Origin of the sequence: Archangium violaceum Cb vi76, from assembly GCF_000733295.1 — a bacterium.
GTDB classification, from domain to species: Bacteria; Myxococcota; Myxococcia; order Myxococcales; family Myxococcaceae; genus Archangium; species Archangium violaceum.
On the sequence record NZ_JPMI01000378.1, the window covers coordinates 156,573 to 180,607 of the forward strand.

Annotated in this window: 18 protein-coding genes; 9 read left to right on the forward strand and 9 right to left on the reverse strand. The window is 69.2% G+C overall.

Features of this window, described 5'->3' with window-relative positions; all coding sequences use genetic code 11:
* Window positions 1-9 precede the first annotated feature (9 nt).
* The 4 genes from Q664_RS46835 to Q664_RS46850 form a co-directional block, all read right to left on the reverse strand.
* Window positions 10-627 carry an EcsC family protein gene (locus Q664_RS46835; RefSeq protein ID WP_043412435.1) on the reverse strand — a complete coding sequence of 206 codons (618 nt, stop codon included), beginning with the start codon at window positions 625-627 and terminating at the stop codon, window positions 10-12.
* A gap of 16 nt (window positions 628-643) precedes the next feature.
* The gene (locus Q664_RS46840) at window positions 644-1,087 is read right to left on the reverse strand and encodes a hypothetical protein (protein ID WP_043412437.1); all 444 of its coding nucleotides are present in this window, start codon (window positions 1,085-1,087) and stop codon (window positions 644-646) included.
* 107 nt (window positions 1,088-1,194) lie between these two features.
* On the reverse strand, window positions 1,195-1,587 hold the full coding sequence (panD, locus tag Q664_RS46845; RefSeq protein ID WP_043412439.1) for an aspartate 1-decarboxylase: 393 nt from the start codon (window positions 1,585-1,587) through the stop codon (window positions 1,195-1,197).
* Between the two features lie 97 nt (window positions 1,588-1,684).
* Window positions 1,685-2,527: an LEA/WHy family protein gene (locus tag Q664_RS46850; RefSeq protein ID WP_043412654.1), complete on the reverse strand. Its 843-nt coding sequence runs from the start codon at window positions 2,525-2,527 to the stop codon at window positions 1,685-1,687.
* A 125-nt stretch (window positions 2,528-2,652) separates the two neighbouring features.
* On the opposite strand from Q664_RS46850, the gene Q664_RS46855 reads away from it, so the two are divergent.
* The 3 genes from Q664_RS46855 to Q664_RS46865 are packed head-to-tail and all read left to right on the forward strand — an operon-like array spanning window position 2,653 to window position 6,036.
* On the forward strand, window positions 2,653-4,131 hold the full coding sequence (locus Q664_RS46855; RefSeq protein ID WP_052519572.1) for an alpha/beta hydrolase: 1,479 nt from the start codon (window positions 2,653-2,655) through the stop codon (window positions 4,129-4,131).
* Between the two features lies 1 nt (window position 4,132).
* On the forward strand, window positions 4,133-4,867 hold the full coding sequence (locus Q664_RS46860; protein ID WP_043412441.1) for an ABC transporter ATP-binding protein: 735 nt from the start codon (window positions 4,133-4,135) through the stop codon (window positions 4,865-4,867).
* A complete protein-coding gene (locus Q664_RS46865) occupies window positions 4,864-6,036 on the forward strand; it encodes an ABC transporter permease (protein ID WP_043412444.1) in 1,173 nt (390 codons plus the stop codon). The genes Q664_RS46860 and Q664_RS46865 overlap by 4 nt, the downstream gene beginning before the upstream one ends.
* Before the next feature lie 86 nt (window positions 6,037-6,122).
* On the opposite strand, the gene Q664_RS62495 is transcribed toward Q664_RS46865, so the two are convergent.
* Window positions 6,123-6,254: a hypothetical protein gene (locus Q664_RS62495; protein WP_268811462.1), complete on the reverse strand. Its 132-nt coding sequence runs from the start codon at window positions 6,252-6,254 to the stop codon at window positions 6,123-6,125.
* Window positions 6,255-6,318: 64 nt separating this feature from the next.
* On the reverse strand, window positions 6,319-8,151 hold the full coding sequence (locus Q664_RS46870; RefSeq protein ID WP_043412446.1) for a hypothetical protein: 1,833 nt from the start codon (window positions 8,149-8,151) through the stop codon (window positions 6,319-6,321).
* A gap of 219 nt (window positions 8,152-8,370) precedes the next feature.
* Here Q664_RS46870 and Q664_RS62500 point away from each other — a divergent pair, with 219 nt between their 5' ends.
* From Q664_RS62500 to Q664_RS46890, 4 genes are all read left to right on the forward strand, one after another.
* On the forward strand, window positions 8,371-9,564 hold the full coding sequence (locus Q664_RS62500; RefSeq protein ID WP_052519573.1) for an HlyD family secretion protein: 1,194 nt from the start codon (window positions 8,371-8,373) through the stop codon (window positions 9,562-9,564).
* Window positions 9,565-9,568: 4 nt separating this feature from the next.
* Entirely contained in the window at window positions 9,569-12,265 is a 2,697-nt protein-coding gene (locus tag Q664_RS46880; RefSeq protein ID WP_160174655.1) for an ATP-binding cassette domain-containing protein, read from the forward strand.
* Window positions 12,255-14,381, forward strand: coding sequence for an ATP-binding cassette domain-containing protein (locus Q664_RS46885; RefSeq protein WP_052519575.1), 2,127 nt, complete (start codon window positions 12,255-12,257; stop codon window positions 14,379-14,381). The genes Q664_RS46880 and Q664_RS46885 overlap by 11 nt, the downstream gene beginning before the upstream one ends.
* A 71-nt stretch (window positions 14,382-14,452) precedes the next feature.
* Window positions 14,453-16,273, forward strand: coding sequence for an AMP-dependent synthetase/ligase (locus Q664_RS46890; RefSeq protein WP_043412667.1), 1,821 nt, complete (start codon window positions 14,453-14,455; stop codon window positions 16,271-16,273).
* A gap of 12 nt (window positions 16,274-16,285) precedes the next feature.
* Here the strand turns inward: Q664_RS46890 and Q664_RS46895 are convergent, their stop codons facing one another.
* The 3 genes from Q664_RS46895 to Q664_RS58605 all read right to left on the reverse strand — a co-directional run bounded on the left by Q664_RS46895 (window position 16,286) and on the right by Q664_RS58605 (window position 21,040).
* Window positions 16,286-17,860 (reverse strand): SDR family NAD(P)-dependent oxidoreductase, encoded by a 1,575-nt coding sequence (locus Q664_RS46895; RefSeq protein WP_043412449.1) that lies wholly within the window; start codon window positions 17,858-17,860, stop codon window positions 16,286-16,288.
* A gap of 211 nt (window positions 17,861-18,071) precedes the next feature.
* Window positions 18,072-20,225, reverse strand: coding sequence for a PQQ-binding-like beta-propeller repeat protein (locus tag Q664_RS58600; RefSeq protein WP_075207704.1), 2,154 nt, complete (start codon window positions 20,223-20,225; stop codon window positions 18,072-18,074).
* The gene (locus Q664_RS58605) at window positions 20,222-21,040 is read right to left on the reverse strand and encodes a tetratricopeptide repeat protein (RefSeq protein WP_063934885.1); all 819 of its coding nucleotides are present in this window, start codon (window positions 21,038-21,040) and stop codon (window positions 20,222-20,224) included. Before Q664_RS58605 ends, Q664_RS58600 begins: the two co-directional genes overlap by 4 nt.
* Before the next feature lie 191 nt (window positions 21,041-21,231).
* On the opposite strand from Q664_RS58605, the gene Q664_RS46910 reads away from it, so the two are divergent.
* Both Q664_RS46910 and Q664_RS46915 read left to right on the forward strand, forming a co-directional pair.
* Window positions 21,232-22,299, forward strand: coding sequence for a DUF2804 domain-containing protein (locus Q664_RS46910; RefSeq protein WP_043412455.1), 1,068 nt, complete (start codon window positions 21,232-21,234; stop codon window positions 22,297-22,299).
* Between the two features lie 15 nt (window positions 22,300-22,314).
* Window positions 22,315-23,970 carry a serine/threonine-protein kinase gene (locus tag Q664_RS46915; protein WP_075207705.1) on the forward strand — a complete coding sequence of 552 codons (1,656 nt, stop codon included), beginning with the start codon at window positions 22,315-22,317 and terminating at the stop codon, window positions 23,968-23,970.
* The last annotated feature ends 65 nt before the right edge of the window (window positions 23,971-24,035 follow it).

A 24,035-nucleotide genomic window follows, 5' to 3' on the forward strand; every position in this document is an offset into this window, starting at 1 on the left:
CGAGTGGTCTCAGCCCGCCTTGCGCGAGGCCGCCTTCGTCTTCGCGTGCGCCTTGTCGAATCCCTCGTAGAAGCGCACCGCGTGGTCTCCCACCTTCTGGATGTGCTGGTTGTTCAGGTACGCCGTCACCGGCGCCGCCACGAACGGCATCGCCCGCCCCAACGTCTGCAGGCCCCCCTTCTTCAACAGCACCTCGGCCACCTTCCCCAACACCCTCGGCCCCGAGCGCTGCACCGGTCCCACTCCCGTCGAGTACCCGTACAGGTCCAACAGCTCGTTGCGCGCCCGCTCGCTCTTCAGGTTCACCTTGTACAGCGTGGCCAGGTCCACCAGCAGCACCAGCTGCAACCACGCCATCACCGTCAGGTCCGCCGGCAGCCCCAGCAGCCCGAACGCCCCGAACACCCCGCCCGTCATGCTCGCCACGTGCTTCTTCTCGTCGATGAGGCGCTGCGCCCGCTCGCGTACCCCCGCCGAGGGATAGCGCTGCTCCAGCTCCAACACCCGCTTGCGCGCCCGGGGCACCTCCTGCTGCACCAGGTCCGACAGCTTCGTGTCCGCCAGCTTCTTCAGCTCCGCGGGCGTCAGCTGCTTCACCTTGTCCGCGATGGGGTCATAGAAGGCCATTCCGTCTCTCCTCCCCTCAGTAACCCCGCTCGGCGAGGTAAAGGTCCACCAACGCGCCCTCTTCGTACCAGGCGTGACGCATCTCCGCGTTGAACCAGCGCGAGTCCGGCTTCGCCGTCCGCACCTCGAGCTTCACCCGGTTGGGCGCCGTGTCGATGATCGCCGCCCGCGCCTTGCACCCCGCGCCCGGCTCGTCACCATAGCCACCCTCCAGGCAGACCTCGTCACCCACCGACAGCCGGCGCGTGTACTCGGTGGCCAGGTACTTCGCCTCGTCACAGTTGCCCCGCACCGACGAGCGCCCGTGCTGCTCGCACCGGTCCTTCACCGGCGAGCGCACCAGGGGGATCGCTCCCACGAGCGGATCCTCGTCATTGGGGTTGGGCCGGAAGGCTTCCTTGTCGGTGATACAGCCCGCCAGCACCCACAGCAGGCCTCCGCATGCCCAGGTCCACTTCATCGCTTGCTCGCCTCCGGGGCGGCCATACCGCCCGTCATGGACGCACGAGCATGGCAAGCCCGCGCCGGAGCGTAAAGCGGTGGGAGACGCCGAGCGTCCAGCGCCGTTCAGGCGATGCGGCGTGCCGGGCCCGGAATCTCCTCCGTCCGCCCGGGCACGATGCGGTTCTTCTCGTCCACGAAGACGACCGTGGGCTTCCAGTGGCGCGCCTCGTGCTCCTCCACCTCGGCGAAGGTGGCCAGGATGACCAGGTCCCCCGGCTTGTTGAGGTGCGCCGCGGCGCCATTGATGCAGATGACGCCGCTGCCCGCCTCACCCTCCAGCGCGTACGTCTCCAGCCGCGTGCCCTGCGTCACGTTCCACACCGCCACCTTCTCGAAGGGCAGGATGTCGGCGGCACGCAGCAGGTGGCTGTCGATGGTGACCGAGCCCTCGTAATCCAGGTCGGCCTGGGTGACGGTCGCTCGGTGGATCTTCGACTTGAAGAGGATTCGGCGCATGGGGGGTCCGGAAGAATGCCGCGCAACCGTAACGGCTGACGTGCCGGGGGACAACCTTCAATGGCTCGTCCGCCCGTCCGCCCCCTCGCCCACCCCGCTAACGCCGGAAATTCAGGAGTTGGGAGACGTCCAGGGGCACGTTCTGGCCACCCGATACCAGCTTGCCATCCCACTTCACCTGCGCGTTGCCTCCCGAGCGCAGCGCGTTGGCCGCATTGGCCGCGCTCAGGAAGTTGATGGTGAGGGGGAGGGTGATCTGCTTCGTGCCGCCGGGCTCCAGCATGCCCAGGTCACCGGTGTTGAGGTTGCCCACACTGGCGCCGGCCACCTTCAGGCCACCGCTGATGCCGGCCACCGGGAGCGGGAAGGTGTTGCGGTTCTTCACCGTGAGGGGGAACTCCACCGTGGCGCCCTGCAGGGTGACGTTGGAGATGCGCGGAGCCTCGAACTGCACCTGGGGAATCTTGGGGATCTCGAAGACGCCCTCGTGCTCCAGGGGGAACTTCAGCACGCCGATGGGCGTCTGGATGCCGATGCTGCCCTGGGCCTTGTAGCGGGCGCTGTCCTTGTTGAGGAACGTGGTCACCACCGGGGCGATGTCCGCGAACTTCACGTTGGCGGGGAAGGTGAGCTCGGACTTGCCCTTGGCCGCGATGTTGAGGCCCTTGGGGGGAGTGCCCGCCACCACCTGCTTGTCCTCGACGAAGAAGGCGTAGTCGATGGAGGCCAGGGACAGCCCCAGCGGGTTGGGGTTGTCGAGCTGATAGACGAGGTCCACGGTGGCGTCGGAGAGCGAGGCCTTGGACAGCCGCGCCGTCTTGAAGGTGAGGCGGGGCTTCTGGAAGGCGTTCTTCAGCATCTTCTGCATCGAGGCGCAGCCAGCGAGCAGGACGAGGCCGAGGGTGGCGACGAGGAGGAGGGGTCGGTTCTTCAGGTTCATGGTCATGAGCATGTCAGCGGACGGACGAGCCGCCGAGCCATTCAAACCGGCTCGTGGAGCGGGCCGCCACTCTCCGTGCGACATGCAGGGGGCCCGGGAGGAGTGGTAAGTCTGGCGCCGTGAGAATGCGAGAACCTGGTTCCCGACTCCTACCCGCCCTCCTGTGTGCCCTGTTGTCCCTGCCCGCCTGTACCCGGAGTGCGGGTGCGGAGCCCGCGCGCAAGGTGGTCCTCGAGCCCTGCAGGCTGGAGGGCGTGGGACGGCAGGCCCTGTGTGGCACCCACGAGGTGTGGGAGGACCGCGCCGCGAAGAAGGGGCGGAAGGTGCCGCTGAAGGTGGTGGTGGTGCCGGCGCTCGCGGCGTCGCCGGAGCCGGACCCGCTGGTGCTGCTGGCCGGAGGCCCCGGACAGGGCGCCGCGAAGCTGGCCGGACACATGGTGCCCGTGCTGGAGCGCATCCAGCGCAACCGGGACCTGCTCTTCGTGGACCAGCGGGGAACCGGAGACTCGCGGCCGCTCGCGTGTGAGCCGGTGCCTCCCGATGCGCCGCTGGCCCAACAGTTCGACAGCACCTACCGCGAGGAGGACTTCCGCAAGTGCCTGGCGGGCTACGACGCGGACGTGCGGCACTACACCACGCCCGTCGCCATGGACGACCTGGACGAGGTGCGCGAGGCGCTCGGCTACCAGAAGCTGAACCTGTACGGCGTCTCCTACGGCACGCGAGCCGCGCTGGTGTACATGCGCCAGCACCCGGAGCACGTGCGCACGGCCATCCTCGAGGGCGTGGCGCCCATGTCGCTGCTGCTGCCCCTCTACGTCGCGCGGGACGGCCAGCGTGCCCTGGAGCTCCTCTTCACCCACTGCGAGCAGGACGCCGAGTGCAAGAAGCGCTACCCGGACCTGCGGGGCCGCTTCGAGGCGCTGCTGGCGCAACTGCAACAGGCCCCGGTGCACACGAAGGTGGAGCACCCGCTCACCGGCGTGCCCGAGGAGCTCACCCTCACCCGGGAAGGCTTCACCGGGATACTGCGCGGGCTGCTCTACATGCCCGAGGCGGCGTCGCTGGTGCCGCTGGTGCTGGACCGGGCCACGCAGGGGGACTGGCGGCCGCTCGTCGCCATCCACCACGGCATGAGCAGCGGCATCTCCGGCAACATGAGCCAGGGGATGTTCCTCTCGGTGGTGTGCGCGGAGGATGCGCCCCACATCACCTCCGAGGCCATCTCCCGCGAGTCGAAGGACACGTGGCTGGGCGAGGTGGGGGTGAGCACCATGCTGAAGCCCTGCGCCTTCTGGCCGAAGGGAGAGCTGCCCAAGGACTACCGCGAGCCGGTGAAGTCGGACGCGCCGGTGCTGCTGCTCTCCGGAGAGTTGGATCCGGTGACGCCGCCCTCGTGGGGCGACGACGCGAAGAAGACGCTGACGCACAGCCTGCACGTGACGCTGCCCGGCGTGGGACACGGGACGAGCTCCATCGGGTGCGCCCGCACGCTGATGGCGGACTTCGTGAACCGCGGAAGCGTGGAGGGGCTCGAGTCGAAGTGCGGCGAGGGCCTCAAGCGTCCCCCCTTCTTCACCTCCTTCGCTGGCCCGGTGCCCTGACATGATCGAAGTGACGAACCTGCACAAGCGCTTCGGCGCGGTGACGGCGGTGGAGGACGTGAGCTTCCGCGCCGAGGACGGCGTGGTGACGGGACTGCTCGGGCCCAACGGCGCGGGCAAGACGACCACGCTGCGGATGCTCTACACGCTCATCCGCCCGGACAGGGGCAGCGCGAAGGTGGACGGGCTGGAGGTGGCGGACCAGCCGCTGGAGGTGCGCCGGTCCATCGGCGTGCTGCCGGACGCGCGAGGCCTCTACCCGCGCCTGACGGCCCGCGAGCACATCGAATACGCGGGCTCGCTGCACGGCCTGTCGGGCGCCACGCTGGACAAGCGCATCGGCGAGCTGGTGGAGCTGCTGGACATGAAGGAGATAGAGCACCGGCGCACCGAGGGCTTCAGCCAGGGCGAGCGCATGAAGGTGGCGCTGGCGAGGGCGCTGGTGCACGGGCCTCGCAACGTGCTGCTGGACGAGCCCACCAACGGCCTGGACGTGATGAGCACGCGCGCGGTGCGCACGCTCATCCGCCGGTTGAAGGAGCAAGGGCACTGCGTGGTGTTCTCCAGCCACGTGATGCAGGAAGTGGCGGCGTTGTGTGACCGCATCGTGGTGGTGGCGAAGGGGCGGGTGGTGGCGGATGGAACCCCGGACGAGCTGCGCACGCGCACGGGGAAGGACAGCCTGGAGGAGGCTTTCGTGACGGTCATCGGCAGTGACCAGGGGTTGATGCAGTGAAGACGCTCCTGACGGCGGTCTTCCGCAAGGAGATGAGGGACCATCTGCGCGACCGGCGCTCGGTGTCGAGCGTGCTGGGCGGCTCGCTGATGGGGCCCATCCTCTTCGCGGTGATGTTCACGGTGCTGGCCTCGTGGAACCGGCAGGACAAGCCGCTGGAGCTGCCCGTGGTGGGGCGGGCCCACGCGCCGAGCCTGATGGCGTTCCTGGAGCGCTACGGCGTGCAGCTGTCCGACGCTCCGGCCGATTACGAGTCCCGCATCCAGGCGGGCACGCTGGACGCGGTGCTCATCATCCCCGAGGACTACGGGAAGGACTTCTCGGCGGGACGCTCGGCGAAGGTGCAGCTGGTGATGGACAACTCGCGCAACAAGGCGCGCTTCACCATCCGGCGGGCGCAGTCGCTGCTGAGCCAGTACGCGGGAGTGCTGGGCACCCAGCGGCTGATGGCGCGCGGCGTGGCGCCGGAGCTGGCCTCGCCGGTACGGGTGGAGGAGGTGGACCTGGCCACGCCGGAGCGGCTGGCGGCGAGCATCCTCAACATGATTCCGCTCTTCCTGGTCATCTCCTGCTTCATGGGCGGGTTGAACGTGGCCATCGACACCATGGCGGGCGAACGGGAGCGCGGCTCGCTGGAGCCGCTGCTGCTCAACCCGGTGCAGCGCGGGACGCTGGTGGTGGGCAAGTGGCTGGCCACCACGGTGTTCTCCTGCACCATGGTGGTGGTGGTGGCGGTGGCGTTCGTGCTGGTGGCCAAGCGGGTGCCGCTGCAGGACCTGGGCGTGAAGGTGAGCCTGGACGCGGTGGCCGCGGCGGGCATGGTGGGCGCGGTGCTGCCCCTGTCCCTGCTCGCGTCGGCGATGCAGATGCTGGTGGCGACGTTCGCCCGCTCGTTCAAGGAGGCGCAGACGTACCTCCAACTGCTCATGATGCTGCCCATGATTCCGGGCATGATGCTGGCGCTGTCTCCCATCGAGAGCCAGACGTGGATGTTCATGGTGCCGGTGCTGGGCCAGGAGCTGCTGGTCTCGGAGCTGATGCGCGGCGAGCCGTTGGGCATGCTGCCGTTCGTGCTGAGCACGGTGGGATGCGTGGCGCTGGCGGCGGCGTGCCTGGCGGCCATCTCCCGGCTGTTGAGCGACGAGAAGATCGTCTTCGGCCGCTCCTGAGCCGTTGCTCCCATTCGAAAGACACAGCCGCCACCAGACGGTGTTCCGCCTGGTGGCGACTGGAATCGGGCGTGGCTGTCCGGGGCCTACTCCACCACGACGGTCTTCGCGAGCTGGAGGATGGGGAATCCACCGCCACCACCGCAGCCGCGGCCGATGATGGGACCCGTCCGGACGGTGGACAACAGACCACCACGAATCGTCGTCTTGATCTTCATGTGTTCGCTCCGTGTGAGTGATGCCTTTCACATGGAATGAGTGGCCGAAACGGCGTTTGTGACTTCAATTCCCCACGAAGGAGCAGTGCGTGGTGGCCTCCGTGGTCTCGATGGCGATGCCCATTTCCTCCCGGAATACGTCCATCAGGTAGGGCAGCACGCCGAAGGTGCCCACGCGCAGGCGGTGCTGGAGCGCGAGGTCCTCGCTGGTGAGCTTCCGCTCCGGGTGGGGCCGCTGGAGCAACGCATTGACCTGGCGTTGGACACCGTCCAGTGCCCGGAGCACTGGCCGCTCGATGGCCAGGAATTCGGCGATGGCGTCCGCCACGGTGTCGAGGACGTCTCTCCGGGTCCCTGACAATGCGCCCGCGCGCGCGTGGAGCAGCTCCCGGAGCAGCGTGCGGGTCCTCGCATCCATCCCGTCCCTCGCGGGCGTGAACACGTCCCGCAGGCGGACCAGCGTGTCCTCCCGGAATCCCCGCATGCCGCGCTGGGCCCGGTCGAACATCTCGATGTAACGGGCCTCGGCCCAGTCCCGCTGCGCCGCCTGCTCCAGGCGGGTGGGCAGGAGGGTGTCCCAGTCCCGCTCGATACGCTCGCGCAGCCGGCTCAGGACGCTCCCCGGCTCGTCCTCCACCGGGAGCAGGGCCTCGCGAATCACCTCGTAGGCGCGGCACATGTAGCTCCAGAGATTGAACTGGAGCGCATAGAGCTGGAGCCCGAGCTGCCCGTAGTCCACCGCCGCGGGGATGTCCGCGTTCCACTCCGGCACCGCGGGAGGCGCACCCGTCACGGGCTTGCCCTCCATCAGCGTCGCGAAGAGCTCATCCACCATGGGCTGGGGACCCGCGCAGACACCCCGGCCCGAGACGAAGAAGTTCCCGTACTCGACGAAGCGGTACAGCTCGGCCGGGGTGATGGGGGTGTCGTACGGCATCGGCCGCTCCGGGAGGAACAGCAGATAGGCCAGCACCATCCTCACGCCGTCCGTTACCCGGAAGATGGAGGACAGCACCGGCTCCAGCGTGCCGTTGGGCACGGGCGCGTTCCCTCGCATCAGCAACAGGGTGGGCAGCGCCAGCACGTCGCAGGCCAGGGCGTGGAGGTCTCCCATCCGCCAGCGCCCGTCCGGGAGCAGCGGGTAGCGCCGCAGGAACTCCTCTCGGACATCGAGCAGCCCCTGCATCATCGGCTTCCAGTACCGCGTCATCGCCTTGAGCGCCGTCATGTTCATCAGCGCCTCGTTGCGATAGCGGCTGCCCGGGTACTGGCACATGCGCCACTCCGTCGGAATCTTCATGCGCATGGCGTCGGGGAAGACGTTCATCTCCCCCACGTGGCGCCCCTCCGCATCCAGCGCCGGGTGGGCGACGCGATGCACCGAGAGCACCGTCTCCAGATAGCCCAGCTCCAGCGGCCGTCCCGTCAGCCGCTCCATGACCTGGGGGCAATCCGGGTTCCACCACAGCGGCTCGGTGGGAGCGTCCCGCTGTGCCTCGCTCTCCATCAACCTCCGATGGAACTCACTCTCGGTGGGCGGTTTCCCCGGGGGCTCGCGCGTGAGGAACTCCTCGGCCAACAGGGCCTCGAGCAGCCGCTTCACGCGCTCCCAGGCGTAGGGCTCCCCCGTGCTCCACGCCGTGGCGCTGCCCGCCATGAACTGGTCCTGTTGGATCAGCGTCTCCCCGAAGGCGAACAGGTCCGGCTCATCGAAGGACACCTCGTTGTAGCCGAAGTGGATGAGCAGCTCCTTCCCGCCCTCTTCGTTGGTCACGTACTCGCTCGTGAAGCGGCGCCGCAGGGGCACGTACAACATCTCGTGCGGATCCAACGGCACGGCTTCCCGCTCTGGCTCCTGCTCCAGTGGGGACTCCAGCGACATGGCTTCCTGATTCATGCGGGTGCTCCTCGTGTGGAGTGAGCCCGGGGCCTCGACCTTGTGATGACTGTTTCCGCCGTCTGGCCCGCCTGGAGTCCGAGCGGGCTGCCCCGTCACGAGCGGGGGCGTCTCTCACGAACCCGGCGGTGGGGGCTCCATCCTCGCGGTGCCGATCGGACTGCTCAATCAAGCACGAGGGTGGGGGGGAGCTCATGAGAGCCCTCCGCGGGGTTCTCCATGAACGTTGAAGGCTTGTTCCCACGCACATGGCGGACGCTGCTGCGACGGCGAGGCAAGCCGGCGCTCTGGCTGCTGCCGGTGGGGCTGATCGCGGTCTGGGGCATCTGGTTCTTCCATGCGCGAGTCACCGTGTACGAGCGCAGCGTTCAGGCGCGGCTGGAGCTCCATCGCGAGGTGTATGCGATCGACGCCCCCGTGGATGGGCGGGTGGTGGGAACGCAGGTGGAGCTCCACCGCTCCGTGCACGCGGGAGATGTCCTCGTCGAGCTGGCGCATGACGAGCAGGAGCGCCAGGTGGCGGAGGCGGAGGCCGCGCTTCAAGGACTGGGGCCGCAACTGGAGGCCGCTCGCGCGGAGCTGGAGGCCGAGCAACAAGGGCTGGTGGAGCAGAAGGGGCAGCGAGTCGCGGGGGTGGCGGAGGCGCGGGCCCGGCTCACCGATGCCAGGGTGGTGACGCGCCGGGCCCAGAAGGAAGCGGCCAGCTTCGAGCGACTCTTCGAGCGGGGCGTGGTGAGCGAGATGGAGTGGAACCGGGTCCGCACGGAGCTGGAGCGCTCCCAGGCCGCCGAGCAGGCCGCCCGGGCCACCCTGACGCGGGTACGGTCCGAGGGCACCATACAGTCCACCGACCGGCGCACCCGCCTCGCCTCGTTGCGCGGGGAGATTGCCCGGCTCGAGTCGGAGGAGCGTGTCGCGCGCGCCACCCTGGAGCGCCTGCGCGATGAGCTGGAGCGCCGGGTGATTCGAGCGCCAGCGGAGGGCATCCTCGGCGAGACGCGCTCCGTGCGAGTGGGTGCGCAGCTCGAGGAGGGGGACCCCATCGCCACGGTCGTCGCGGGCGGGCCCGTTCGCATCGTCGCGCAGTTCTCCCCCGAGGCGCTGGGGCGCATCCGCGCGGGCCAAAGGGCGCGCATGCGGCTGGGGGGATTCTCCTGGACGGAGTTCGGAATGATCGAGTCCTCGGTGGTGGCGGTGGCCAGTGAGGCGCGCGACGGCCTGGTACGCGTCGAGCTGTCGGTGGATGAGCTGCCGAGGGGCATCCCACTCGAGCATGGCCTGCCGGGCACCATCGAGGTCGAGGTGGGCGAGGCCACGCCCCTGCGGCTCGTGCTCCGCTCCATGGGGCAGGGGCTCGATGGGCCGGACCGGGCCGAGCAGCCGACGGCCTCGCGGCCGAAGGGCGGGAGCTGAAACCATGGCGGGTACACCACGTCTCCTCATTCCGGAAGTCATCCAGACATCGGCCATGGACTGCGGCCCCGCGGCCCTCAAGTCCCTGCTCGATGGCTTCGGCGTGCCCATCAGCTACGGCCGGCTCCGCGAGGCCTGCCAGACCGATGTCGACGGCACCTCCATCGACGTCATCGAGGAGCTGGCCGTCACGCTGGGGTTGGCAGCGGAGCAGTCCATGCTCCCCCGGGACCATCTGTTCCTCGACGAGACCCGAGCCCTGCCAGCCATCGTGGTGGTGAGCCTCCCGAATGGCAGCCTGCACTTCCTGGTGGTCTGGAAGAAGTGGGGCCCCTTCGTCCAGGTCATGGATCCGGCCCGGGGGCGGCGGTGGATGTCCGTGACCGAGCTGATGGACCAGCTCTTCATCCACGCGATGCCCGTGTCCGCCGAGGGGTTCCGCGAGTGGGCCGCCACGGACGAGCTTCTCGGTGGACTGCGCCGCGGGTTGTCGTCGATCGTCGGCGGGCCCCGCGCGGAGCGGTTGATCGCCGAGGCCCTCGCGGACCCCACCTGGAAGAGCATCGCCTGCCTGGATGCGACGGCGCGCCTGGTGCGGACGCTCGTGGAGGGCGGCGGCGTGCAGCGGGGCGAGACCGCGGTGGCGTTCCTCGAACACCTCCTGCGCGAGGTGCGCATCGCCCTGGACGAGGGCCGTGCCCAGGAGCTCATCCCCTTCACCTACTGGACGGCCCTGGGACGGCCGGACGCCGAGCAGCTCACCATGCGTGGCGCCGTGTGCGTCAAGGTCAGTGGGCTGCGCGGAGAGCGCGGCAAGGATGACCCGCCGCTGCCTCCCGAGCTCGATGCCGCCTTGCGCGAGGCTCCCACCCATCCGTTGCGCGAGCTGGTGGGCCTGCTGCGCCGGGATGGGATGCTCGCGCCCGCGGTGCTCGCCGCCATCGGTGTCTCCGCCGCGGTGGGCGGCTTCCTGGAGGCCCTCCTGCTGCGTGGGGTCATCGACGCGGGGCGGTATCTCACCAACTCGGAGCAGCGCCTCGCTGGCGTCGTGACGCTGATCGCCTTGCTGGGCGTGCTGCTCCTGCTCGAGCTGCCGCTGTCACTCGGGACGCTCCACCTGGGCCGGCGGCTGGAGCTGCGTCTCCGGCTCTCGTTCCTCGACAAGATTCCGCGCCTGGGAGACCGCTACTTCCGCAGCCGGCTCGTCTCGGACATGGCGCAGCGCTGTCATGGCATCCACCAGGTGCGCTCCGTGCCGACCCTCGCCGTCACGCTGCTTCGCGCCACCGCCGAGCTGCTCGTGACGCTCGCGGGGTTGATGTGGCTGGCACCGCGAACCTCTCCGTTGATCGTCCTCGCGGGAGGCATGGCGGTCGCAGTCCCCCTGCTCGCGCAGCGCTCGTTGCTCGATGCCGACCGACGGATGCGCGACTTCGACGGGGTGCTCTCGGGCTACTACCTCGATGCCTTGCGTGGGTCCGTGGCGCTGCGGGCCCACCGGGCCGGGCCCACGCTCCGCCGCGCCCAGGAGGAGCCGCTTCACGAGTTCATCTCCGCCGCCCGGACCCTGCTGCGCCGGGGCATCACCGCCGAGACGTTCGCCTCGTTCGCCGCCACCGGAGGCTCGGTGGGCATCGTCATGCATGCGCTCTCGCGAGGGCTGCCGCCCGGCGCGGTGCTGCTGCTCGTCTACTGGGCTCTCGCCCTGGTGTCGCTGGGCCGGCAGATCGCCGAGGGGCTGCGCCAGTACCCCGCCGCGTCGTCGCTCACCGCCCGCCTCATGGAGCCGCTGCTCGCTCCGGACGAGGTGGACAAGTCCGTCGCGCTGGCCACGCGGCCCCGGACGGAGCGGCCGGCGGAGGCGGCTCGGGGCGTGGCCTTCTCCCTGCGTCAGGTGGACGTGAGGGCCGCGGGCCACACGCTCCTGCACGGCATCAACCTCTCGGTCCGGCCCGGTGAGCACATCGCCATCGTGGGGCCCTCGGGCGCGGGAAAGTCCTCGCTGGTGGGCCTCCTCCTGGGCTGGCACCGGCCGTCCGGTGGACACGTGGAGGTGGATGGCGAGCCACTGGAGGGCGAGGCCCTGTGGCGGCTGCGGCGGGAGACGGCGTGGTTGGAGCCGGAGGTGTCGCTCTGGAACAAGCCGCTCGTGGACAACCTCACCTATGGTGCCGACCCGGCCGAGGTGCTGCCCCGCGTGGGACAGGCACTGCACCAGGCGGACCTCGTCGAGCTGCTCGACAAGCTGCCCGATGGGCTCCAGACGCGGCTGGGCGAGGGCGGCGGCTTGCTGTCGGGGGGCGAGGGGCAGCGGGTACGTCTGGCCCGGGCGCTGCTCCGGCCCGGGGTGCGGCTGGTCATCTTCGACGAGCCCTTCCGCGGGCTGGAGCGGGACCGCCGCACGGCGCTGCTGGAGCGGGCGCGGCGGGCGTTCGAGGGAGCCACGGTGCTGTGCATCATGCACGACATCGCCGAGACGCTCTCGTTCGACCGCGTGCTGGTCATCCAGGACGGACAGCTCGTGGAGGACGACGCGCCCCGGACGCTCGCGGCGCGCGAGGACTCGCACTACCGCGCCCTGCTGGACGAGGAGGCGTCGATCCAACGCGAGCTGTCCGGCCGGGATGGATGGAGGCGGCTCGTCCTGGCGCAGGGCGTGCTCACCGAGCGGCGTGGGAAGGAGCGGGTACATGGCGAGTGATCTGGAAAGGGTGGCCTGGCCGTTGGAGCGCGCGGGCGAGGCCATGGAGGCGTTGGCGAGAGCGGCGCGGATGCCACTGCCCAACCCGTTGCCCACCCTCTCGCGCGCGGTGCCCGCGGAGCAGAGCCGCATCGGCGAGTGGATGGACGGAGTGGCCCAGGCGTTGGGGCTCGAGCTTCAGCCGCACTACACGCGCCACGGAGAGGTCGAGCAGGCCCTGGGCCGCGCGGCCCCGGCGCTCGTGGAGATGACGGGGGCCCGCGTGGTCGCGCTGCTCCGCGTGTCGTCCTCGGGTCAGAGGGCTCGGGTCATCGCCCCGGATGAGACGGTGCACGAGGTTCCGCTCTCCTCACTGACCGACGCCGCGCAGGCGCGCGTCGAGCACATCCATGGCCCCGTGGTCGATCATGTCCTGAAGCAGACCGGACTGGAGGAGCCCCATCGGGCCCTGGCCCGGAAGGCGCTGCTGGGAGCGCAGCTCGCCAACATCTACCTCTTCGCCGCGCGCACGCTCCGGTTGCCCCCGGGCGCCGGCATGCGCCATCACCTGCGGGAGTTGAAGGCCGGACGGCGGCTGCTGTTGCTCTTCGTGGCGGCGGCGCTCGTCCAGGTGTGTGTGCTCTCCAGTTGGTGGTTGATCGGCCGGGGCGCGTTCGAGGGGCAATTGGACCCGGGGTGGCTCTGGGCCTGGGCCCTCATGGGGTTGACGCTGGTGCCGCTCCAGGCGGCGCTGGCCTGGGTGCAGGGCTCCCTGGCGATGCAACTCTCCGCGCTGATGCGCAGGCAGTTGCTGGCGGGAGCGCTCGCGCTGCCCGTGGACGTGTCCCGCCGCGGTGGCATCGGCGAGTTCGTGGGGAGGACCTTCGAGAGCGCGGGGCTGGAGCAGTTGGTGCTGACGGGCGGTTTCGCCAGCCTGCTGGCGGTGGTCGACCTGGTGCTGGCGGCGAGCGTGATGGTGACGGGCCCCGCGGGTTGGTACGGGCTGGTGGCGCTGGGTGGCTTTTGCGGCGTGCTGGCGGTGCTCGTCGTGCGCCAGGCGGTGCGTTTCCGCGCGTGGACGGGGGCGCGGATCTCCATGACGCATGCCCTCATCGAGCGCATGCTCGGGCACCGGACGCGGCTCGCTCAGGAGCGGCCGGAGCGGTGGCACGAGGCGGAGGACCAGGAACTGGCTCACTACGCCGAGGCCTCCGAGCACCTGGATGGGGCCACGGCCCGGGTGTCGGCGCTCGCCAGGCGGGGATTGCTCCCGGTGGCGATCATCGCGACGCTCCCCGCCGTGCTCTCGGGGGCCTCGACGGCGAGGATCGCCGTGGGCGTGGGCGCCGCGCTGCTGGCGGCCCGGGCCGTGGGCTCCTTGTCCGTGGGCGTCCTGGCCGTCTCCGGTGCGCGCGTACTGTTCCGCAGCGTGCGTCCCATCCTGGAGGCCGCCCGGAGCTCCAACTCCAACGCCACCGGTGGCGTGGCCGCTCCCCTGCCTCCCGAGGCGGCTCCCCCGGAGTCCCAGGCGCTGCTCGAGGTGCGAGACCTGGTCTTCAAGCACACGGGGGCTCCCCGGGCCGTCATCGAACGGGCCTCGCTGGCCGTGCGCGCCGGTGAGCGCGTGCTGCTCGAAGGGCCCTCGGGTTCGGGCAAGTCCACGTTCGCTTCCATCCTGACGGGCCTGCGAGGACAGGGCTCGGGGCTGCTGCTGCTGGGCGGCCTGGACATGGCCACCTGGACGCGGGACGGGTGGGGCGCGCAGATCGCGGGTGCTCCCCAGTTCCACGAGAACCACGTGGTGTCCGGCACGCTGGCGATGAACCTGTTGCTGGGACGCACGTGGCCTCCCACTCCCGACGACCTGAACACCGCGAAGGAACTCTGTGAGGAGCTCGGGCTGGGGGAGCTGCTCGCACGCATGCCCTCTGGATTGATGGAGCTGGTGGGCGAGCGCGGCTGGCAGCTCTCGCACGGAGAGCAGAGCCGGGTCTTCGTGGCGCGGGCGCTGCTTCAGCGGGCCCGGGTCGTGGTGCTCGACGAGGCTTTTGGGGCGTTGGATCCCGTGACCATGCGCAAGGTGATGGCATGCGTCGAAGCCCGGGCGTCCACGCTCATCGTCATCGCCCACCCCTGAGGGGGCGGGGGTGTCACATACCGTTGTGGATCTGCGAGACTTTCCGCCTCGCCCTCGACCTGGGAGCCGCCATGAACCTACCGAGCCCTGCTTCTTCCGAGACGTCCGTTCGCACCGTCCCCGTCGCGCTTCTCGACACGGTCCGGCGCCAGCCCGATGCCACCGCCTTGCGCTGGCGCGACGGCGAGGGCTTCGGCTCATGGTCCTGGCGTGAGTACGCGGACAAGGCCGCCCGGATCGCCGCGGGCCTGCGCGAGCTCGGCGTGAAGCGCGGGGACCGCATCATCCTGCTGATGCGCAACCGCCCCGAGTTCCACATCGCCGACGTGGGCGCGCTGCTCGCGGGCGCCACCCCGGTGTCCATCTACAACTCCTCCTCTCCCGAGCAGATCACCTACCTCGCGGGGCACTGTGACGCGGTGCTGGCGGTGGTCGAGGACGGCCCCTTCCTCTCGCGAGTGCTGGAGGCCCGCGCGTCGCTGCCCCGGCTGCGCCATGTGCTCCGGGTGGGCGGTACGGGGACGGCGCCCCAGGGCGTACGAGAGCTGTCCGAGCTGCTCTCGGCCCCGCCGCTCGACTTCGAGCAAGAGGCCCTGGCGGTCCAGCCGGAGGACCTGGCCACGCTCATCTACACCTCGGGCACCACCGGCCAGCCCAAGGGCGTGATGCTCACGCACCGGAACATCTCCGCCGAGCTCGATTCGCTGTTCCACTATCTGGGCCGTGACGGCGCGGGCAAGCGCGTCGTCTCGTTCCTGCCCATGGCGCACATCGCCGAGCGCATCGTCACGCACTACCTGCACACCGCTTGGGGCAGCGAGGCCACCTGTTGTCCGGACATCGCGCAGCTCTCCACCTACCTGGCGAGCGTACGGCCCACGTTCATGTTCGGGCCCCCGCGCGTCTGGGAGAAGCTCCACGCGGGCATCCGCGCCTCGGTGGCCGCGGATCCCTCCCGGGCGGAGCGCTTCGAGAAGGCCCTCACGGTCGGCCGCAAGGTGAGCGACACGAAGGCGCTCGGCGCGGCGCTTCCGGCCGAGCTGAAGCAGGCCTGGGAAGCGGTGGACGCGGCGGCGTTCACGCCGTTGCGAAACAAGCTCGGCCTGGACGCGCTGGAGTTCGCCTTCAGCGGCGCGGCTCCCATTCCGCCGGAGGTCATCCAGTTCTTCCGCGACATCGGTGTGCCCATGTCCGAGCTGTTCGGCATGAGCGAGGGCACCGGCGCCATGACCTGGGACCCGCACCGCGTGAAGGTGGGAACGGTGGGCCGTCCCATTCCCGGTGTGGAGATGCGCAGGCTCGAGGATGGGGAGATCGTCTTCCGCGGGGGGATCATCTTCTCCGGCTATCTGAACGATCCGGAGCGCACCGCCGAGGCGCTCGACGCGGATGGCTGGTTGCACACTGGCGACATCGGGGAGATCGACGCCGAGGGCTACCTGAAGATCGTGGACCGCAAGAAGGAGCTGCTCATCACCGCGGGCGGCAAGAACGTCTCGCCAGCGAACCTGGAGGCGATGTTGAAGACGCTGCCGCTGGTGGGGCAGGCGGCGGCCATCGGAGACCGGCGGCCGTACCTGGTGGCGGTGCTCCAGCTCAACCCCGAGGTGGCTCCCGGGTGGGCGAAGGCGCGTGGAATCCCGGCCACCGACCTGCGGGCGCTGGCGGAGGATCCGGCCGTGCAGCAGGAGCTCTCCCAGGGACTGGCCGCGCTGAACCAGCGCGTCTCCGGTGTCGAGCAGATCAAACGCTTCGCCCTGGTGGGTGACGAGTGGCTGCCCGACTCCGACGTGCTCACGCCGACCATGAAGCTCAAGCGGCGTGGCATCAACACCCGGTACGCCGGAGTCATCGAGCAGCTCTACGCGGGCGGTGGCATCGCGGTGGGGTGAGCGGAGCGGTGATCACCACGGGTGGTGGCGGTAGTCCTTGAAGAAGTTGCCCCACACGAACTGGCGGGTGTTCTCCGCGGTCATGACGGGATCCACCACGCGGGCCGCGCCGTCGACGATGTCCAGCGGCGGGTGGAAATCGAGCTCGTTCTGCTTGCGCTCGGAGTGCTGCGCGGGATCCTCGTCGGTGACCCAGCCGGTGTCCGCCGCGTTCATGAAGATGTTGTCCTTCGCGTAGTCGGGCGCGGAGGTCAGCGTCATCATGTTCAGCGCGGCCTTGGCCATGTTCGTGTGGGGGTGTTTGTCCGTCTTCGTCCCGCGCGAGAAGCTGCCCTCCATCGCGGAGACGTTCACGATGTGGCCCGGCGACGAGCGGTCACGCAGCATCAGCGGCTTGAGCTTGCCGCAGAGGATGAAGGGCGCCACCGCGTTGACCAGGTGGACCTCGAGCATCTCGGCCGTCGTCACGTCCGCGAGCTTCATCCGCCAGGAATTCATCTCCCGCAGGTCCACCTGCTGAAGGTCCGCGTCCAGCCGGCCCTTGGGGAAGAGGGCGCTCGTGTCACCCTCCTGCTCGAGCGCGTACGGCAGCAGCGACAGCGCGGCGGAGGAGTGGATGCCGATGGCCGGGTCCGCGCTGCGCCACGTGGGCATGAGCGTCGAGGCGTCCGAGCCACCCGCGCCGAGGGTGGGCTGTAGCGCCGCGACACACTCCTGGTGTCCGGCGAGCAGGGGACGGAGCTCGGCGGGGAGCTGCTCGACACGGCGCAGCTCGCCCTCGAGCAGGTGCTCGTAGAAGCCGGGGGGCCGGCGCACCGTCTGCGCCGCGTTGTTGATGAGGATGTCCAGCCGGTGGTGCGTCTGCTCGATGTGACGGGCGAAGAGCTCGACGCTGGGGGCGTGCCGCAGGTCGAGCCCGTGGATGTGCAGCCGGTGCGACCAGTCCGCGAAGTCGGGCTCGCGCGCGTAGCGCTCCGCCGAGTCGTTGGGGAAGCGGGTGGTGGCGATGACGCGCGCCCCCGAGCGCAGCAGCATCAGCGACGCCTGGTAGCCGATCTTCACGCGCGCGCCGGTGATGAGGGCGACCTTGCCGGACAGCGGGGCGCGCTGGGTCCGCTTGGCGTAGTTGAAGTCACCGCACTCGCGGCACATGGTGTCGTAGAAGAAGTGCAGCTTGCGGTACTCGGCCTTGCAGACGTAGCACCGGCGCGGATTCTCCAGGATGCGCTCGGGACCCTCCTCCGAGGGCGGGGGCGGAGGCAACTGCGGCACGTTGAAGACGGGAGCGCGGCGCAGGGAGCGGATCTCCGTGGTCGCGCGGACGTTGCGGTCGTGCTCGCGCTTCGTCTCCTTGCGCTCGCGCCGCATCGCCTTGTGGAGCCGGGAGAGGGTGGTGCGCTCCGGGTTCAACACGCGGCCGGCCGCCTCCAGCATGGCCTTCCGGTCCGCCTCGGGGATGCCGTTGAGCAGCATGCGGTTCTCGGCGATGGCTCCGAGGATGCGCGTGACCTGGTGCACCTCGTCCAACGACAAGGTGGGCTGGGGCTCCGTGGACGGGGGCAGCTGGGCTGGCTCGGCGTTCTTCATCGCACCGGTGCATACCTGGGGGGGCGCTGGGAGAAAAGGGTCATGGAGGGGTCAGGCCGGACGGGTAGGTGGGGGACCGTGCGGACGGGCCCTCGTATCGGGTCTCCCCGAGCAGGCTGGGCGTGGTGCCCCTCCCAACCAGGAGGGATGACTGGCGCGCTACGTTCCTCAGCATCAACGGAGGTCATGTCGGGGGCGCCATAGACCCTGCCTAGGGACATCCGGTGATGGGGGTGGCCGGGTTGCCGGTGTTGCGCGAGTCGTGTTGGTACTTGGGCCACGGTGCCGAGGTGTCCAGGCCACGGCTGTCGACGACGAAGGCGTACAGTTTGCCTCCGGCGGGGACGTAGAGGACGCCATGGTTGCCCGCCACCAACGCACCCGAGGCATCACGCGGGCAATCGAGCGTGGGCGACGCCTCCACCGTGCCCAGGCCCGGAGTGATCGTCCATCGCTGAGTCAGGGTATCGGCGAGCAATGCCCTGACTGTGCCGTTGGTCGTAGCGGTGTAGACGTTGCCATTCGCCCCCACGACCGGAGCGGCTCGGATGGCCGCGTTGCTCGACACGGGTTGCAACGAAGTACTGGTCAAGTTGAACCGATTGAAGTTGATACTTCCGGTCGGCTCCGAGCCGAAGAAGACGTTGTCTGGAGTCTCCAGAGCACTTCCCACCGCCAGACTGTACACCCGCGAAGACCATGATGTACCTGCGGGGTACAGTCGCGTGACATCTGCGGCACCGGCCTGCGGGATCTTGAACAGCCCGCCCGTAACAGTCTCAGAACTCGCTGCCCCTGCGATGACGTCGGACCCGACTAACACCAGGCTGCGCGTCACCGTCGGAGCATTCACCGGCCAAGAACTGCGGGGAGCCGTAGCACCAAAGACATAGCTCGTAACCTTCGGGGCTCCCGCAGCAGATCCAGCAAAAAAGATAGTGTCGCCCCGCATCAGGACAGAACTTCCAGCGATAAGAAATGGGATTTGCTCTCCACCAGACGGGCTCTCAATCACCGGGCAGGGCAACGTAGCTCCAGGCCTGATGCCAACAATGAGAGAAGCCCCCGAATTACCGTTATAGACACTGACTGCGGTCTCCGACTGGGCCGTGCTCGTCGTTCCCAGCGCCAATGCTCCCTCGAAAGCACCAGCTACTGGCATGGAGCATCTCAGCAGCGTTCCACCATCCCCACTCTGCAAAGCATACAAGTATCCGTCACTGGTGCTATTGGCGCCCACATAAACCAACTCAGTACCGCCATCAGAAGCCCCCACAACAGGCCCGCCGACGACCGAACCAACCTGCGATTCCCACTTCAGTGCGCCTGCTGGAGTCAGCGCGAAAACCTTGCCACTCAGATTCGCGGTGCCCAAGTAGATGGTGCCCCTAGAGCCAATGGCTGGACCAGATCTGATGGCGCCAGCCGCCCCATCGAACGCCCACTTCCAACGCGTGACATCGATATTTTCGGAGCCGCTGCCTGAATTGCCGACTGTGTCCTTACCCTGCGCTGCGACAGACATCGTGCCGCGGAAGGCATTGAAGGAAGGCTCCCACAGATTCAACTGCGCCACGCCGCAGAAGCCAGCGTCACAAACTCCGCTCAAGGGCGTGACAGCAACCGCGGGGGTGGTTCCACCATCCGTGCCCGTCAATGCAACTGTCACGGTGCCAACGTCCAGGTGCGGCTCGTTCGTTCGAATCTCCACCGGCACGACCTGATCGCGGCGCCACGCCGTAGCAAAACCCGGCACCGGATCCCCATAAGTCGTCCCTCCAGCAGCCACACCTGCATCCGACGGAGGCACGAACACCACGAAGGTCGGCCCCGTCGTGTCCACCGTCAAACGCACCGTGGTGCTCGGACCTCCTGCCTCCGGGTGCGTCACTGTCAGGAGGTACTCCCCCTCGCCCGTCGGCGTCCACTCCGTGGTGTAAACGCCCTCGTTCTTCGACACCGCAGTCTGCGTGCCGCCTGTTCCACCATCACTCGTCGCCACACGAAAGTTCAATGTCTCGGGGAAGTTGCTCGCGAATCCCAATCCCACGACCAACTCTGCCCTCACCGGCACAGGACCTGCCCCCACCACGCCTCCGTCCCCAGGTGTCACCACCAGCGCCGTGTACCGGGGAATGCAGATTCTCGACAGCGTGCACGCTTGATACGGCGCGCATGCAGGGGTGCACGCACTGGGGTCGAGCTCCTTCTTCACGCAGAAGCCTTCCTCGCATGTGGAGCCCTCGGGGCATGTGAATGACTGACCGCATGTTCGTGCGCGCTCCTCCAGGAACTCCTGCTCGTCGGGCAAGATGCAGGCTCCGAGCATCAGGAGCAGCCCCAGTACCCATAGGAAGCGTTTCATCGGCTTGCCCCTCCATCGGTGGGCACGGACGGAGACGCGTCACCCGGCATGAGGAACCAGGTCACCACGGCGCCAGCGAGGGCGAGCCCCGCGGTACCGAACAGCACGTTGGCCGTACGAGCGCTGCCCTGGGCCTGGTTGAACTTCGAGAGAGCGTCGTCGCGGAAAGGCTCCACAAGCGCGGCGCCGTATTGCTGGTTCGCGCTCACTCCAAAATATGCTCCCAGTCCTCCAGCCACTGCTCCTGCTCCGAGTAGCGCCAGCGGCACCACTGGCACACGGCGTGGCGTTGCCTCGACCGTGGGAGTCAGCACTGAGGCGGACTCGGAAGGCGTGAGCGGGCTCGGTCGCGAGGGACTGCGCTGGGGCCGGTCCGTCGTGAGTCCTGGAGGCGCAGGTGTGGTTGAAGGGCTCGGAGTGGGCTGTTTCCTGGCTCGCCGGGCGGTCATGCGTTGGCGAATGGACTCGAATTCCTGCTGCACCTTGGGGGAGACGGCCAGGGGAAGCTTCGCCGTGTTGTCGAGCAGAAGCGCCGTTTCAAAAGAGGTACGGGCTTCGTCCCAGCGGCCCAGCTCGGCGAGGAGAATGCCCTCGTGGAGCCCGAGGGTGACGTCCTGTGCGACACCACGAGCAACACCGCGGGCGCGCTGTAATTGGGCAAGGGCTCGCTCGTACTCGAGCTCTTCATAGAGCTGCACGGCAGCATCGAGATAGCGCTTGAAGTCATCCTCTGCGTGCGCGATGTGCAAGGGACTTCCGACGAGCAGGACGCCGAGGATGAAGGCCCAGGAGCTTCGATGCGAAGGCGACGGCATGGAGCCAAATGGTAGGCGAGCCACCAGGTTCAGCTCGGGAATTGGGGTGCGAAGGTAAGGCGGTTACCAAAACCCGACGCCAGCAAGGGTCCACCCCCGCACACTCGGAACAGCGTTCTGTGCGCGAGTGATCCGTCGTACCCTGGGACCGGGTGGCAGATGTGAAGAAGAAGGCCCACCCTGGGCATGAAATGACACCAGAGCGAGAATTGGAGCTCCTTCCCGCCCCCGCCTCCGTGGCCACGGCATCGGGTGAACCTCGATTTGGTACCTACCAGGGCGAACTGCCCGAGGTGGATCTCTCCCGGCTCAAGGGCCGGTGGGCTCCCGCCGCGGCTCCCGCCCGGTTGCTCAAGCGCAAGCGCTGGCACTACACCCTCGCCGCCACCCCCGAGGTGCTCGCCCTCTTCGCCGTCGTGGACGTGGGCTACTCCGCCAACGCCTTCGCCGTCGCCCTGGACCTCAAGGAGCAGCGTCCCCTCTGTGACGTGAGCTTCCTCGGCGCCCCCGGCCCCCTCGCCGAGGTCGGCGACAAGCCCGGCGCCGGGCTCACCGCCTCGTTCCGCACCCTCGGTGGCAGGCTCACGGCGCGCCGCGGCGAGGACGATGAGCGCTACCACCTCCAGGTGGACGTGAGCCGGCTGCGCACCGGCAGCCTCCAGTCCTTCCAGTGGAATGGCGACCTCCTCGTCGCCGGCGGCCCTCCCGCCCTCACGGTCATTGCCCCCGTGGAGGGCGATGGCTTCGTCAACGTCACCCAGAAGCGCTGCGGCATGCTCGCCTTCGGCAGCCTCGAGGCCGGCGGCAAGCGCTTCCGGCTGGATGGTGGCGTGGGCGGCACTGATTACACCCAGGGCTACCTCGCCCGGCATACCGCCTGGCGGTGGGCCTTCCTGGCGGGCAGGCTGGCGGATGGCACGCCGGTCGGCATCAACCTCGTCGAGGGCTTCAACGAGAGCTCCGGCACCAACGAGAACGCCCTCTGGCTGGGCTCCCGGCTCTACCCGCTCGGCCGCGCGCACTTCGAGTACGACCGGCGCGAGCTGCTGAGCCCCTGGCGCATCCGGACCGGCGACGGGGCGGTGGATCTCCGCTTCCAGCCCCTCTACGTCCACCGGGAGGATCATGACTTCAAGGTGGTGGTGAGCCACTTCGCCCAGCCGCTCGGCCTCTTCGAGGGCACCGTCCGGGTGAACGGCCAGACGCACCGGCTGTCCGGGGTGCCCGGCGTCACCGAGGATCAAGACATGCTGTGGTGATAGGCTCGGGGGGCCTTGTCCTCCATCGAGCCTGGGACCACTGTTGGTCGTTACCGCGTCATCCGCCTTCTCGCCCAGGGCGGCATGGCCGAGGTCTATCGTGCCGAGCAGGCCCTCACCGGGGGCATCCTCCGCCCCGTCGCGCTGAAGGTCATCCGCCCCGAGTACTCCGAGTCCGAGGACTTCCGCGAGATGTTCCTCGACGAGGCGCGCACCGCCTGCACCCTCAGCCACCCCCACATCGCCCACATCTACGAGGTGGGTGAGGTGGACGGGCTGCTCTACATGGCCATGGAGCTGGTGCCCGGCGTCTCGCTCACCGAGGTGGAGCGCACGCTGCGTCAGCGCGGCGAGCGCTTCACCGACGAGGCCCTGCTGGCGGTGGGCATCGCCACCTGTTCCGCGCTCGAGGCCGTGCACGAGCGGCCCAACCTGGTGCACCGGGACGTGTCCCCGCAGAACCTGATGCTCTCGGCCGGCGGCACGCTCAAGCTCATCGACTTCGGCATCGCCAAGGCGGCCACCAACCGCAACCTCACCCGCGCCGGCACCACCAAGGGCAAGGCGGGTTACTTCTCGCCGGAGCAGGCCAAGGGCAAGTCGCTCGACGGGCGGAGCGATCTCTTCTCGCTGGGCGTGACCCTGTACCAGCTCGCCGCGGGCGTGGGCCCGCTGGATGCGTATCCCACCCTCATCTCGCGCAACACCGCGCTGGTGCGGGGGGAGTGGGAGCCGCTCTCGCGCGTGTGCCCGGAGCTGCCGCGCGGCTTCATCTCCGTGGTGGAGCGCGCCATGCGCGTGAAGCCCGAGGAGCGCTACCCCGACGCTCGCACCATGCGCGAGGAGCTGGAGTCGGTGGCCTTCGCGGCCGGCCTGCCGGTGGGCCCCGGCTCGCTCACGGGTTACGTGCGCGCCGAGGGGGAGGACGTCTCCGTCGCGAAGTCGAGCCCACGCCGGACCCGGCCCGGTGTGACCGGGACCGGGGCGCCCCAGGTCGTGACGGCCTCGCGTGCTCCGGCGGCTCGTGGCGTTCCAGGGGGCCGCAAGGTGTGGGCGCCCGTGGCGGGGGTGGTGGTGGGATTGGCGCTCTCGCTCGCGGGTGGTGCCTTCGTCTTCTCGCGCCAGCAGTCCGCGCCGGTGACTCCGCCCGCGCCCGTGTCTCCTCCGGTGGCCACGCCCGCCTCCGAGCCCGCACCGGCCACGGCCGTGGCCGAGGCACCCGCGCCCACTCCGGCCCCCGAGTCCACGCCCGCCGCCGAACCTGCTCCAGCCCCGGAACCCGCAGCGCCCGCCAAGGGGGGGTCCGCTTCCGCGGTGGCCGCCTCCGCGGTCCGGCCGGAGCCGCCGGGCCCGAAGCGGGGGTCCAAGCGTTCGCGGGAGCAGGCCCACGTGGCGGCTCCTCCTCCCGCGTCAGCACCCGCCGAGGAAGTGCTGTCGGGCGAGGGGTCCCTGCGCATTGGCGCGACCCCTGGAATCCAGGGGCAGGTGAAGGTGCCCGGGTACGAGCTCGATGAGCTGCCGCGCGTCCTGGGGCGCGTGAAGGCGGGCCGCTACACGTTGCAGTTCACCTCCTCCGGGCGCCCGTCGAGCTGCGAGGTGATGGTTCGCCCCGAGCGCCGCACGTTCGTCGTCTTCGACGGCAAGGGCTGCACGGTGAGCTACCGCGACTGAGAGCCACACGGCCCGTGTGGGATAACGGCGGGGGCTTCTCCAACAACCTCGTCCACGCCGCCGCC

Excerpts from the sequence above, each read along its gene's own strand:
- Q664_RS46835 (WP_043412435.1), bottom strand. The coding sequence starts at position 627 with ATGGCCTTCTATGACCCCATCGCGGACAAGGTGAAGCAGCTGACGCCC.
- Q664_RS46840 (WP_043412437.1), bottom strand. The coding sequence starts at position 1,087 with ATGAAGTGGACCTGGGCATGCGGAGGCCTGCTGTGGGTGCTGGCGGGC.
- panD (WP_043412439.1), bottom strand. The coding sequence starts at position 1,587 with ATGCGCCGAATCCTCTTCAAGTCGAAGATCCACCGAGCGACCGTCACC.
- Q664_RS46850 (WP_043412654.1), bottom strand. The coding sequence starts at position 2,527 with ATGAACCTGAAGAACCGACCCCTCCTCCTCGTCGCCACCCTCGGCCTC.
- Q664_RS46855 (WP_052519572.1), top strand. The coding sequence starts at position 2,653 with ATGCGAGAACCTGGTTCCCGACTCCTACCCGCCCTCCTGTGTGCCCTG.
- Q664_RS46860 (WP_043412441.1), top strand. The coding sequence starts at position 4,133 with ATGATCGAAGTGACGAACCTGCACAAGCGCTTCGGCGCGGTGACGGCG.
- Q664_RS62495 (WP_268811462.1), bottom strand. The coding sequence starts at position 6,254 with ATGAAGATCAAGACGACGATTCGTGGTGGTCTGTTGTCCACCGTCCGG.
- Q664_RS46870 (WP_043412446.1), bottom strand. The coding sequence starts at position 8,151 with ATGAATCAGGAAGCCATGTCGCTGGAGTCCCCACTGGAGCAGGAGCCA.
- Q664_RS62500 (WP_052519573.1), top strand. The coding sequence starts at position 8,371 with ATGAACGTTGAAGGCTTGTTCCCACGCACATGGCGGACGCTGCTGCGA.
- Q664_RS46880 (WP_160174655.1), top strand. The coding sequence starts at position 9,569 with ATGGCGGGTACACCACGTCTCCTCATTCCGGAAGTCATCCAGACATCG.
- Q664_RS46885 (WP_052519575.1), top strand. The coding sequence starts at position 12,255 with ATGGCGAGTGATCTGGAAAGGGTGGCCTGGCCGTTGGAGCGCGCGGGC.
- Q664_RS46890 (WP_043412667.1), top strand. The coding sequence starts at position 14,453 with ATGAACCTACCGAGCCCTGCTTCTTCCGAGACGTCCGTTCGCACCGTC.
- Q664_RS46895 (WP_043412449.1), bottom strand. The coding sequence starts at position 17,860 with ATGAAGAACGCCGAGCCAGCCCAGCTGCCCCCGTCCACGGAGCCCCAG.
- Q664_RS58600 (WP_075207704.1), bottom strand. The coding sequence starts at position 20,225 with ATGAAACGCTTCCTATGGGTACTGGGGCTGCTCCTGATGCTCGGAGCC.
- Q664_RS58605 (WP_063934885.1), bottom strand. The coding sequence starts at position 21,040 with ATGCCGTCGCCTTCGCATCGAAGCTCCTGGGCCTTCATCCTCGGCGTC.
- Q664_RS46910 (WP_043412455.1), top strand. The coding sequence starts at position 21,232 with ATGACACCAGAGCGAGAATTGGAGCTCCTTCCCGCCCCCGCCTCCGTG.